The 12699-nt window shown below is 59.4% G+C and carries 11 protein-coding genes; 5 read left to right on the forward strand and 6 right to left on the reverse strand.

The features are described from left to right. Positions 1-30 precede the first annotated feature (30 nt). Together ftsH and M5C98_RS13120 are read right to left on the reverse strand one after the other, a co-directional pair. Positions 31-1950, reverse strand: coding sequence for an ATP-dependent zinc metalloprotease FtsH (gene ftsH, locus M5C98_RS13115; RefSeq protein WP_272547877.1), 1920 nt, complete (start codon positions 1948-1950; stop codon positions 31-33). A gap of 190 nt (positions 1951-2140) precedes the next feature. Then, entirely contained in the window at positions 2141-2803 is a 663-nt protein-coding gene (locus M5C98_RS13120; RefSeq protein ID WP_272547878.1) for an RlmE family RNA methyltransferase, read from the reverse strand. A gap of 20 nt (positions 2804-2823) precedes the next feature. Here M5C98_RS13120 and M5C98_RS13125 point away from each other — a divergent pair, with 20 nt between their 5' ends. Then, positions 2824-3300, forward strand: a complete 477-nt coding sequence (locus M5C98_RS13125; protein WP_272547879.1) for a YhbY family RNA-binding protein — start codon at positions 2824-2826, stop codon at positions 3298-3300. Further along, positions 3300-4043: a glycosyltransferase gene (locus M5C98_RS13130; RefSeq protein ID WP_272553274.1), complete on the forward strand. Its 744-nt coding sequence runs from the start codon at positions 3300-3302 to the stop codon at positions 4041-4043. The genes M5C98_RS13125 and M5C98_RS13130 overlap by 1 nt, the downstream gene beginning before the upstream one ends. Positions 4044-4067: 24 nt before the next feature. On the opposite strand, the gene M5C98_RS13135 is transcribed toward M5C98_RS13130, so the two are convergent. From M5C98_RS13135 to carA, 4 genes are all read right to left on the reverse strand, one after another. Then, a complete protein-coding gene (locus M5C98_RS13135; protein WP_272547880.1) occupies positions 4068-4478 on the reverse strand; it encodes a DUF4149 domain-containing protein in 411 nt (136 codons plus the stop codon). A 15-nt stretch (positions 4479-4493) separates the two neighbouring features. Then, complete coding sequence (gene greA / locus M5C98_RS13140) at positions 4494-4970, reverse strand: transcription elongation factor GreA (RefSeq protein ID WP_272547881.1); 477 nt, start codon at positions 4968-4970, stop codon at positions 4494-4496. 185 nt (positions 4971-5155) lie between these two features. Continuing rightward, complete coding sequence (gene carB / locus M5C98_RS13145) at positions 5156-8401, reverse strand: carbamoyl-phosphate synthase large subunit (RefSeq protein WP_272547882.1); 3246 nt, start codon at positions 8399-8401, stop codon at positions 5156-5158. Beyond that, on the reverse strand, positions 8401-9564 hold the full coding sequence (gene carA, locus M5C98_RS13150) for a glutamine-hydrolyzing carbamoyl-phosphate synthase small subunit (protein ID WP_272553276.1): 1164 nt from the start codon (positions 9562-9564) through the stop codon (positions 8401-8403). Before carA ends, carB begins: the two co-directional genes overlap by 1 nt. Before the next feature lie 388 nt (positions 9565-9952). Here carA and M5C98_RS13155 point away from each other — a divergent pair, with 388 nt between their 5' ends. The 3 genes from M5C98_RS13155 to M5C98_RS13165 all read left to right on the forward strand — a co-directional run bounded on the left by M5C98_RS13155 (position 9953) and on the right by M5C98_RS13165 (position 12684). Beyond that, positions 9953-10045 carry a DUF2243 domain-containing protein gene (locus M5C98_RS13155; protein WP_272547883.1) on the forward strand — a complete coding sequence of 31 codons (93 nt, stop codon included), beginning with the start codon at positions 9953-9955 and terminating at the stop codon, positions 10043-10045. Between the two features lie 354 nt (positions 10046-10399). After that, positions 10400-11362 carry a methyltransferase gene (locus M5C98_RS13160; RefSeq protein WP_272547884.1) on the forward strand — a complete coding sequence of 321 codons (963 nt, stop codon included), beginning with the start codon at positions 10400-10402 and terminating at the stop codon, positions 11360-11362. Then, complete coding sequence (locus tag M5C98_RS13165) at positions 11359-12684, forward strand: phosphoribosylamine--glycine ligase (protein ID WP_272547885.1); 1326 nt, start codon at positions 11359-11361, stop codon at positions 12682-12684. The genes M5C98_RS13160 and M5C98_RS13165 overlap by 4 nt, the downstream gene beginning before the upstream one ends. Positions 12685-12699 lie beyond the last annotated feature (15 nt).

The raw sequence follows: 12699 nt of genomic DNA on the forward strand, positions 1-12699 counted from the left end.
CGTTGTTGTTTACAGCGCTGCCGCGCTGGCTCAAGCTGCCGTAGGCGCAGGCTCGGTGGTCACCGCCGGCGTACCACCGCCAGAGTTGTCGCCTCCCGAAGATGGCGTACGAGGTGTCCAGTCCTTCGGAGGGCGAGGAGGCTTGCCAGCCATGATGTCATCCAGTTGCTCGGTGTCGATCGTTTCCCACTCCAACAGCGCTTTCGCCATGGCATGCATTTTGTCGCTGTTATCTTCAATCAGCTTGCGCGCCAATGCGTACTGCTCGTCGATGATGCGGCGCACTTCGCCATCGACCTTTTCCATCGTCTGCTCGCTCATGTTGTTGGTCTTCGTCACGGAACGGCCAAGGAACACTTCACCCTCGTTATCGGCATAGACCATCGGGCCCAGCGCCTCCGTCATGCCATAGCGCGTCACCATGTCCCGAGCAATAGAGGTTGCACGTTCGAAGTCGTTGCTTGCTCCCGTGGTCATCTGGTTCATGAAGACTTCTTCGGCAATCCGCCCACCGAACAGCATGCTGATCTGATTCAGCATGAACTCGCGGTCGTAGCTATAGCGATCCTTTTCAGGAAGGCTCATGGTCACGCCCAACGCACGGCCGCGGGGAATGATGGTGACCTTATGAACCGGATCACACTTGGGCAACAACTTGCCAATCAACGCATGGCCAGATTCGTGGTAAGCCGTGTTGCGGCGCTCTTCCTCGGGCATGACCATGCTCTTGCGCTCAGGGCCCATGATGATCTTGTCTTTGGCTTTCTCGAAGTCTTGCATCTCCACGGTGCGGGCATTGCGGCGTGCCGCCATCAAAGCCGCTTCGTTGCAAAGATTGGCCAAGTCCGCGCCCGACATACCAGGGGTTCCACGGGCAATCACACTCGGGTTCACGTCCTGGCCCACAGGCACTTTTCGCATGTGAACGTTAAGGATCTGCTCACGGCCGCGGATGTCGGGCAGCGTCACATACACTTGTCGGTCGAATCGCCCCGGGCGCAGCAAGGCGGCATCCAGAATGTCAGGACGATTGGTGGCTGCCACCACGATCACCCCCAGATTGGTTTCAAATCCATCCATCTCGACCAGCATCTGGTTCAAGGTTTGTTCGCGTTCGTCATTGCCACCGCCCAAGCCAGCACCGCGTTGACGACCCACTGCATCGATTTCGTCGATGAAGATGATGCAAGGGGCATTCTTCTTGGCATTTTCGAACATGTCGCGCACGCGGGCCGCGCCCACGCCAACGAACATTTCCACGAAGTCAGAGCCAGAAATGCTGAAAAAGGGAACCTTGGCTTCGCCAGCAATGGACTTCGCCAACAGCGTCTTACCGGTGCCAGGGGGGCCGACCAGCAAAAGACCTCGTGGAATACGGCCACCAAGCTTCTGAAATTTCTGCGGGTCCTTCAGGAAGTCAACGACTTCCTTGACTTCTTCCTTGGCCTCATCGCAGCCTGCGACGTCAGCAAAAGTGACCTGATTGCTGTTCTCGTCCAACATGCGGGCCTTGCTCTTGCCAAAGCTGAACGCTCCACCCTTGCCGCCACCCTGCATCTGACGCATGAAGTAAACCCACACGCCAATCAGCAGAAGCATAGGACCCCAGCTCACGAGCAGGGTCATGAGAAGCGAACCTTCCTCGCGGGGCTTGACGTCGAACTTGACGTTGTTGTTGATCAGATCGCCCACCAGCCCGCGGTCCAGATAGGTCGCAGTAGTGCGCAATTTGCGGTCATCGGTGGTGGTCGCGACGATCTCCGTGCCGCCCTGCCCTTCCTGGATGGTGGCGCTCTTGATCCGATTGCTGCGCACCTCTTCGAGGAATTCAGAGTAACCCACAGACCCCGCGCTGGCGCTAGCACGGGTGTCAAACTGTTTGAACACCGTAAAGAGCACCATGGCAATGACCAGCCACACGGCAATTTTTGAAAACCACTGATTGTTCAAGCGGGGCTCCAGAAGCAAGAGGGATAACGCCACGAACGTGTCATGGAGACGTCCTAGCGCATTTAAGGCGCATTTTAGGCGTTTCAAGGTAGACGGCGTTACGATTTACCCCAGCAGATGCCATGGTCAACCGATAGAGCCAATCAATTCATTGGATGAGAGCTCTCTCGCCACCTCCACTGCACGCCGTTCAAGACTGCTTTTTGAGTCCCATTCCTACCAGAAAAGTTTCGGAAGATTTGTCCCGAGAGGCTTTGGGCTTGAGGGGCTTGACCACTTTGAAGGTTTCTTTAAACAGCTGCACCAGTTCTGCATACCCACTGCCGTGAAACAGCTTGACCACGAGCGCACCCTCGGGCTTGAGATGCTGCACGGCAAAGTCGACAGCCAATTCAACCAGATGGGAAATACGCGCCGCATCGGCAGATCCGATCCCGGACAGATTGGGCGCCATATCGGAGACGACCACATCGACAGGCCGGCCACCTACTGCCTCCTGCAATTGCAAAAGAACAACGTCCTCACGGAAATCGCCCTGGAAAAAGGCAATTCCTTCAATCGGCTCCATGGGCAGCAAGTCCAGCGCGATGATTGTGCCGTTCAGTTGTCCGACAGCTGCTCCTCCTGGTGACATGCGTCGCCGCAGGTACTGGCTCCACGCACCGGGGGAAGAGCCCAGATCGACCACGATGTGTCCTGGCCTGATCAACCCGAGTTGCTCATCGATCTCCTTGAGTTTGTAGGCGGCACGGGCGCGATAACCCTCTTTCTGGGCGAGCTTGACGTAGGTGTCGTTGACATGGTCGTGAAGCCACGCCTTGTTCACCTTCTTGCTTTTCGTGTTTGTTTTCATCCTGCCTCGATAATACGGCCATGCCTCAAATTCAATTGACTCCCGCAGAGCGCCGGGAACACCGCGCCAACGCCCACCATCTGGACCCTGTCGTTTTGATCGGTGGCGATGGATTGACCCCCGCTGTCCAAAATGAAATCAACGCCGCCCTGAATGCCCACGGATTGATCAAAGTCCGCGTCTTCAGCGACGACCGGACATCGCGCGAACAGATTTACCAGACATTGGCGGCAGAGCTCAACGCTGCCCCCATTCAACACATCGGCAAGTTACTGGTGCTCTGGCGCCCGCAGCCTCCCAAGGAGCGCACTGTCGACGAAGACCGCATGCCCGGCCCGCGCGATGTGAAAGTGCTCAAATTCAGCAAGCGGGGCGGCCAGCGACCCGAGATCAAGCAGCTTCGTGTTCTTGGCAACCAGCGATTGACTCCTGGCGGCCAGATCAAGCGGGCCAAGAAGCCCAAGCAGAAATCCGTCAAGAAGCGCCAGGCCGATTGATGGGCTACAGCACGGCGCGAACGCGCCACGTGATTTGCATGAAATGGGGCACCAAATACGGCCCCGAATATGTGAACCGGCTTTATGCCATGGTCCGGCGCCATCTCACTGGCGATTTCCGCTTTGTCTGCCTGACGGATGATTCGACGGGCATCGGGGCACCAGTGCAATGTCTTCCGATTCCCGCCTTGGACCTGCCCGCCGGCATCCCGGAGCGCGGCTGGACCAAGCTCGCAACGTTCAGCGCCGATCTGCATGGCCTGTCGGGCACTGCACTGTTCCTGGACGTGGATGTCGTTGTCACGGGCAGCCTCGATGCCTTTTTCGAAGAGCCGGGCGAGTTCCTGATCATCCATGACTACAAACGGCCATGGCGCATCACAGGCAATTCATCGGTGTATCGGTTTGAGATCGGTGCGCACCCCGACGTACTCGAATATTTTCGCGGGCACTTCGATGCCATCCGAAGAAAGTTTCGCAACGAACAGGCCTACCTTTCGGACTTCCTGCATCAGCAGGGCAAGCTGCGCTACTGGCCCGAAGGCTGGTGTCCCAGCTTCAAGTACCACTGCATCCCTGCATGGCCTTCCAATTACTGGAAGCCACCCATCGTCCCGGCCGACGCACGCATCGTGATCTTTCACGGAGAGTGCAACCCGCCCGATGCCCTGGCAGGTCGGCGGAATCGTCGCTTTCGCCACATCCAGCCCGCCACATGGGTGGCTGAGCACTGGAAAGAATAAAGAAACCGTCCTCAGCGCGGAGAATCAGCGTCGGGAGGACGTGCGCCAGAGGACGGCCAGAGCGCATCCCCATTGCAGCGCATACATCACGCTGCCCACGCTGTGCCAAAGCCGCAGGTTCTGGCGAGCGACGATGCGGGGCGATACACCGTACTGCACCAGCAGCGCCAGCAAAAGCCCACCGATCACGAAAACCAGGGCTGCCTGAGCCCAGGCCTCCTGCGTTTCGGCATGCCTTCGCTTGGACAACAGGAGAAGGCAGACACCGCAAGCGATTGACACGAACGTTTGCGCCTCGAAAAGACGTGCCGCCATGTTGCCTGCCTGCGCTGGTGCAGGCAAGTGAATGAACAGGAGCGGTACAGCCAAAAAGCCGATGGCCGACAAACTACCCCACCACAACGCGGCAGCCAGAATAGGCAAGCGGTCGTACATGGCAGCGCCTTTCGCTCAGATGTAGCTTACGCCAACCACTTCATAGCGGCGTAGGCCGCCGGGGGCTTGGACTTCGGCGGTGTCCCCTTCTTCCTTGCCGATCAATGCACGAGCAATGGGGCTGGACACATTGATCAGACCCAGCTTCAGATCGGCCTCATCCTCGCCCACGATCTGATACGTGACGGCATCACCGCTTTCTTCATCTTCCAGCTTCACCGTGGCGCCGAACACCACCTTACCGCCTGCATCGACACCCGTCGGGTCGATGATCTGCGCAGCGGACAACTTGCTCTCGACTTCCTGGATGCGGCCTTCGATGAAACCTTGCCGATCCTTGGCGGCTTCGTACTCGGCGTTTTCGCTCAGATCGCCTTGGGCCCGCGCTTCGGCAATGGCATTGATCACCGCTGGGCGCTCGATGGTCTTCAAACGGTGCAGCTCTTCCTTGAGCTTTTCAGCGCCGCGCTTGGTAATGGGAATGGTGGCCATTGAATCAGTCTCCACGTTCAATTCGATGCCGCGCAATGCGCGGCCCTCCTGGCGCCTTGTGCACCTATAGATGCACAAGCGGACGCCCCAAAAGGAAACCGCCGCGCGTTGCCGCGCGGCGGTTTCTGGTCAGTCGCAATTATGCCGCGTTTGAAGCGGCAGAGCACTTAACCTGACTGTGCCATTCAGGCTGGCAACTGCGCGTGCAATTCCTGCAAGGAATAAACGTCCAGATGATCCAGGTGCTTCATCCCCTCCACCGCCGCTTCGGCACCGAAAATGGTCGTGAAGGTAGTGACACGCGCCTGAAGCGAACTGGTCCGAATCGCACGGGAATCGGCAATCGCATTGCGCCGTTCTTCCACGGTATTGATGACCATGACGATTTCGTCGTTCTTGATCATGTCCACGATGTGCGGACGGCCTTCGGTTACCTTATTCACCACCGCCACGGGCACACCAGCCTCCGAAATCGCGGCAGCCGTGCCTTTGGTCGCCACCAGATCGAAACCCAGGGCGACCAGTTGCCGGCCGATTTCCACTGCGCGCGATTTGTCGCTGTTCTTCACGGTGAGGAAGACCTTGCCGGAAGTCGGTAGCTTGGTACCGGCCCCCAGTTGGCTTTTCACGAAAGCCTCGCCAAACGTCTTGCCTACCCCCATCACTTCGCCGGTGGATTTCATCTCTGGGCCGAGGATCGTATCCACACCAGGGAACTTGACGAAGGGAAACACCGCTTCCTTCACACTGAAATAAGGCGGCGTGACTTCCTTCGTAATGCCTTGGCTGGCCAGCGATTGCCCTGCCATGCAGCGGGCCGCCACCTTGGCCAACTGAATGCCGGTGGCCTTGCTGACGAAGGGCACCGTGCGCGATGCACGCGGATTCACTTCAAGCACATAGATCACGTCTTTGCCGTCCTTTTCCTGGATGGCGAACTGCACGTTCATCAATCCCACCACGCTCAAGCCCTCGGCCATAGCAGCAGTCTGGCGCTTGAGCTCATCCACCGTGGCCTTGCTGAGGTAGTAAGGTGGCAACGAGCAGGCCGAGTCGCCGCTGTGCACGCCGGCTTGCTCGATGTGCTCCATCACCCCCCCGATGAAAACCTTGCCCTCGGGGTCGCGCAGGCAATCCACATCGCACTCGATCGCATCGTTCAGAAAACGGTCCAGCAGAACGGGAGAATCGTTGCTCACCTTGACGGCTTCGCGCATGTAGCGCTCCAGATCCCGCTGCTCGTGGACGATTTCCATCGCACGTCCACCCAGCACATAGCTGGGACGCACGACCAGCGGATAGCCCAGCGCAGCGGCTTTTTCTAGAGCCTCCGGTTCGGTGCGGGCCGTGGCATTGGGTGGCTGGCGCAGGCCCAGATCGTTGAGCAGCTTCTGGAACCGCTCGCGGTCTTCCGCTGCGTCGATCATGTCCGGACTGGTGCCGATGATCGGCACGCCCTCGGCCTCCAGGCCGAGGGCCAGCTTCAAGGGGGTCTGACCACCGTACTGCACGATCACGCCCGTGGGCTTTTCCTTGTCGACGATTTCCAGCACGTCTTCCAGCGTGAGCGGCTCGAAATACAGCCGGTCCGACGTGTCGTAGTCGGTCGAAACCGTTTCCGGGTTGCAGTTGACCATGATGGTTTCATAGCCGTCCTCGCGCATGGCGAGTGCGGCGTGAACGCAGCAGTAGTCGAACTCGATGCCCTGGCCGATGCGGTTGGGGCCACCGCCCAGCACCATGATCTTCTTGTTGGTGGTGGGCGCGGCTTCGCACTCGTCCTCGTAGGTCGAGTACATATAAGCTGTGTTGGTGGCGAACTCGGCGGCGCAGGTGTCCACCCGCTTGTAAACGGGGCGCACGTTGAGCGCCCGGCGTGCCTCACGCACGGCCTTTTCCTGGGTCCGCAGGAGCTTGGCCAGGCGGCGATCGGAAAAGCCCTTCTTCTTTAGCGCACGCAGCGTATCAGCGTCGATGGCAGCCAACGCGCCATCGCCTTTTTCATCGGTGAGCTTGTCCAGATCCAGTTCGATCTTCACGATCTCTTCGATCTGCACCAGGAACCACTTGTCGATCTTGGTGAGGTCATGCACCTCATCGACCGACAGGCCCATAGCGAATGCGTCGCCCACATACCAGATGCGCTCGGGACCGGGCTCGCCCAGTTCTTTTTCGAGCAGTTCGCGGTCCTGCGTCTTTTCATTCATGCCGTCCACGCCGACTTCCAGGCCGCGCAGCGCCTTCTGGAACGACTCCTGGAACGTGCGGCCCATGGCCATGACCTCGCCCACCGACTTCATCTGCGTGGTCAGGCGGCTGTCGGCTGTAGGGAACTTCTCGAACGCAAAACGCGGAATCTTGGTGACTACATAGTCGATCGAGGGTTCGAACGACGCGGGCGTGGCGCCGCCCGTGATCTCGTTCTTCAGCTCGTCGAGCGTATAGCCAACCGCCAGCTTCGCCGCGACCTTGGCGATCGGGAAGCCCGTGGCCTTCGATGCCAATGCTGATGAACGCGATACACGCGGATTCATCTCGATGACGATCATGCGACCGTCTTTCGGATTCACAGAGAACTGCACATTGGAGCCACCGGTATCCACGCCGATCTCGCGCAGCACCGCGAGGGACGCATTGCGCATGATCTGGTATTCCTTGTCCGTCAGCGTTTGTGCAGGCGCCACCGTGATCGAGTCGCCCGTGTGCACACCCATCGGATCGAGATTTTCGATCGAGCAGATGATGATGCAGTTGTCCGCCTTGTCGCGAACCACTTCCATCTCGTACTCTTTCCAGCCGAGCAGCGATTCTTCGATCAGCAGTTCGTTGGTGGGCGAAGCCTCCAGGCCGCGTTTGCAAATGGTCTCGAACTCTTCCGGGTTATAGGCAATGCCGCCGCCGGTGCCGCCCAGCGTGAAGCTGGGACGGATCACCGTGGGAAAGCCGACGGTTTTTTGCACCGTCCACGCTTCGTCCATGCTGTGGGCGATGCCCGAGCGTGCCGAGCCCAGGCCGATGCGGGTCATCGCATCCTTGAACTTGAGACGGTCTTCCGCCTTGTCGATCGCCTCGGGCGTGGCGCCGATCAGCTCCACCTTGTACTTATGCAGCACGCCATTGCGCCACAGGTCGAGCGCGCAGTTGAGCGCCGTCTGACCGCCCATCGTGGGCAGGATCGCGTCGGGGCGCTCCTTGGCAATGATTTTCTCGACGGTCTGCCAGGTGATGGGCTCGATGTAGGTCACATCGGCCGTGGCCGGGTCGGTCATGATCGTCGCTGGATTGCTGTTGATCAGGATGACTTTGTAGCCTTCTTCGCGCAGGGCCTTGCAGGCCTGTACGCCGGAGTAGTCGAACTCGCAAGCCTGGCCGATGATGATGGGGCCTGCGCCGATGATGAGGATCGATTTGAGGTCTGTGCGCTTCGGCATTATTTCTTCTCCATCAGCGCGGTGAAGCGGTCAAACAGGTAGGCGATGTCGTGCGGGCCGGGCGAAGCCTCGGGATGGCCCTGGAAACAGAACGCTGGCTTGTCGGTGCGTTCCAGGCCTTGCAACGTGCCGTCGAACAGGCTGATGTGCGTGGGACGCAGGGTCGCGGGCAGTGACTCCGCCTCTACGGCAAAGCCATGGTTCTGACTGGTGATGCTGACGCGACCATTGTCCAGATCCTTCACGGGATGGTTTGCGCCGTGGTGGCTGTTGTCCATCTTGAAGGTCTTGGCACCGCTGGCCAAAGCCATGATCTGGTGGCCCAGGCAAATGCCGAAGGTCGGCACGCCGGCATCGATGATCTGACGCGCGGCCTCGATCGCGTAATCGCATGGCGCCGGATCGCCAGGGCCGTTGGACAGAAACACTCCGTCGGGTTTCATGGCCAGCACTTCGGCAGCAGGGGTCTTGGCAGGAACCACCGTGAGCTTGCAGCCGCGCTCGGCCAGCATGCGCAGGATGTTTTTCTTCACGCCGTAATCGTAGGCCACCACGTGAAAGCGCGGCTCGGCCAACTTGCCATAGCCGGAGCCAAGCTTCCATTCGGTTTGATCCCACGGATAGGCCGCAGAGGTGCTCACCACCTGGGCCAGATCCAGGCCCTTCATGTTGGGAGCCGCCTTGGCAGCGGCCAGGGCTTCGTCGATGCGTGCCTGGGTCACCACTTCGCCAGCGGCCAGTCCAACGATGGCACCCTTCTGCGCTCCGTGGGTGCGCAAGATGCGCGTGAGCTTGCGGGTATCGATGTTGGCAATGGCAACGGTCTTCTCACGCACGAGATACTGCGAGAGGGTTTCGGTGCTGCGGAAATTGCTGGCCAGCAACGGCAGGTCTTTGATGATCAAGCCTGCGGCATGGACCTTATCGGCTTCGACGTCCTCGGTATTGACACCGTAGTTGCCGATGTGCGGATACGTCAGAGTGACGATCTGCTGGCAGTAGCTCGGGTCGGTGAGGATTTCCTGGTAGCCGGTGATGGCGGTGTTGAACACCACTTCGCCGACCGTGGTGCCGGTGGCACCAATCGAATTGCCGATAAAGACCGTGCCGTCTGCGAGCGCCAGGATGGCGGGCGGGAAAGATCCCTTGAGAGACAAAAGCACTGGGTTCTCCGAATGGTTACGGGTCGCCCGGAGTCCGCAGGAAGACATTCCTGAAGACTGCTGCTTGTTGGGGATTGCTTTGGTTGCTGCCGGGCGACGTTTTTGCGGGAAAGCCTCCAATTGTAGCCTCAGTGCAAGGGCTTCCAGATATCGGCGGCCCATCCATCCGACGGGAATAAGGCAGCCTGCTGTCAATGGTGACGCGCAGCACCTGAGGCCAGGTCGTGCCTCGCCTCTGCCCTTCCCTTGATCTGGCCCATTTGTCCTACACCAAAACAGCTCGCACACCCAGAAAGATCGCAGCGATCGCATCTCGATGTGTGCCATGCAGTCAGGGCCGCGACGCGCATCAGAACCCGCACCGTCCATCACCGCTGTATCTCGCCACATGGACTGGCCCGGCTATCTTCTTGGCTTCAGTCTGGGAGTCTTCTTCGATGGCATCGTGCTGCACCAAATCTTGCAGTGGCACCACCTGTGAGTCGGGTGGAATCGGTGCCGCTGCTGATGACTGGCGATTTCGTCATAGCCCGCCGTTGGACCATCACGGCCCACTGTCGGAGGCGCCAGCCGCATGCACTGTCGATCGTTTTAGGCGGCCCTCTCACTCTCCGGCATCGGTACAAGGCAGCGAAGTGCTGGTGCTCTTCAGTCCAAGGACCACCGCAGCGACGGCGTTCCGGCGTTTGGCGGATTGGATGCCCGCGTTCTTTAGACAGACGGTGGCGGCAAGCTCTGGGCTGTCCAGATGTCAAATGCCCAGCGCGCACTGAGCCGCCTGATCCAGCCCAATTCGGAAGTTGCTCCCTCCCCCTTACAACCCATTTCGATTTCGATGAATTCACCATCAGTGTCATGCGTCGAACAAAGCCTTCAGCGACTGAGCCAATGGCTTGCAAGCACAGGCTACCGATTCATCACCGTCACGCCGCTCACGCACGAGCGGGTGCTCGCCCGGCCGCACGACCCGGCTTCATCGGACCTTCGCGATGCGTTTGGATGGAACAGGCCATTTTTGAAACAGCGGCTCCCCGAAGATCTGGCAGTTTCATTAGTGAACGATGGCTGGCTGCAACCGACTCAAGGCGACGGGTTGAAAAGCAATGTCCGATTCAGTTCGTTAGACGGGCTACTTTTTGCCCATTCCGCGTTCCCCACAGCCGAAGAAGACGCGGTGTTCTTCGGGCCGGACACCTATCGGTTTGCCAACTTCATCCGCAACCAGTTGCTAACACGTCCCTTGCCTGAATCGGCGCGCATTGCCGACATAGGGTGTGGTGCAGGGCCGGGGGGACTCGTCGCGGCGCGGACGCAGTCGACAACAGGCGAGATGGTCCTGGCGGACATCAATCCGCGCGCACTGGTGCACGCCAAAACCAATGTGGCCGTCGCTGGCCACACCCATGCGCAGTGCATTCAAAGCGATCTCTTTTCCAAAGTGACGGGCACATTCGACCTCATCGTGTCCAACCCACCTTATCTTCTGGACGATACGACCCGTACCTACCGACATGGTGGCGGCCGGTTTGGCGAAGCCTTGTCCGAACGCATTGTGAAAGAGAGCCTGTACCATCTGAAACCCACTGGGCGTCTGTTGCTGTACACGGGCTCGACCATCGCTGGGGGACACGACGGGCTCCGGGAATCCGTCACGGCCTACGCTGCGGGGCGCGGGTTTTCCGTGCATTACGAAGAGTTGGACCCCGACGTCTTCGGCGAAGAACTCGAGCAGCCAGCCTATGCCGATGCGGACCGGATCGCCGCCGTGGGAATGGTGGTTCAACGGAGGCCTGAATGAGGTTTCTCGGTATCGGGCAGACGAATGACCTGGCGGCCATGTATGGCGGCCTGCAGAGCCGAGGGCATGATGTGCGGGTCGTGGTCGAAGACCCCGCGTGCCATGACGTCTTCGAGGGGATCTTGCAGCGCGTCGAAGACTGGGAAGGCGAACTCGGCTGGATCAAAGCTGCGGGAGAAGACGGCATCATCCTCTTCGAATCCGCCACCCATGGCGCCCTGCAGGACGCTTTGCGTTCCGAGGGCTTTCAGGTCATCGGGGGCAGTGGACTCGGCGACCGACTGGAGGCGGACCGTGCCTTCGGCCAAAGCGCTTTGCAAGCCGCTGGACTCCAAGTAGCACGCTGCCACCGATTCGCCGGCTATGACGAAGCGCTGGCTTTTCTTGATCGCTACCCCGCAAGGTATGTGCTCAAGTTCAATGGCGCATCCAGCGAACGCTCGCGCAACTATGTAGGGCAATCGAGCGATGGTGCCGATGTTCGCGCCATGCTCTCCATGCATGCGGGAAGGCCCAACGAGGACCGATCCATGGCGCCTGATTTCATCCTGATGGAATTCGTCCATGGGATCGAGATCGGGGTGGGCGGATATTTCAACGGCCACGATTTTCTGTCGCCTGTTTGCGTTGATTTCGAGCACAAGCGTTTTTTCCCGGGCGATCTAGGCGAACTCACCGGCGAGATGGGGACCATCGTCAGCTACCAGGGCAGCGCACGCCTGTACGCCACGGTCCTTCGCCCCTTGGTTTCCATCCTGCGCGAGGGAGGCTATTGCGGCTACATCAACGTGAATCTCATCGCCAATGAAAGCGGGCTGTGGCCTCTCGAGTTCACCTGCCGGTTCGGCTACCCAGGTTTCGCAATTTGCGAAGCCCTTCATACAGAGCCGTGGGAAAACATCTTTCGCAGAATGCTCCGCCGCGATGTGTTGGACTTCGGCGCGAAAGATGGATTTGCCTGCGGCGTAGTTCTCACGGTTCCGCCCTTTCCCTATCGGCATGGATACGCTGACCTTTCCAAGGGGCTGCCGATATTCGTCGATCCCAACATGACACAGGCGCAGCGTGAAAGCCTCCATTTTTCAGAAGTGGCACTGCGTCAAGGCCAACTGGTGGCCAGCGGGTCATGCGGTTACCTGGGGGTTGTCACAGGCGTTGGCACCACCGTGCAAGCAGCCAATCTGGCAGCACTCGATTCAGTTCGCAAAGTGCTTGTCCCCAATTTGCGGTATCGCACTGACATCGGCGCTCGGCTATCCGGGGGCGAATTGCAGCAGTTGCATTCATGGGGTTGGCTGCCAGGCAAAGATTCGGCGGCGTAGGAACTTGCCGACCGG

Source organism: Acidovorax sp. NCPPB 3576, assembly GCF_028473605.1.
Taxonomy (GTDB): Bacteria; Pseudomonadota; Gammaproteobacteria; order Burkholderiales; family Burkholderiaceae_C; genus Paracidovorax.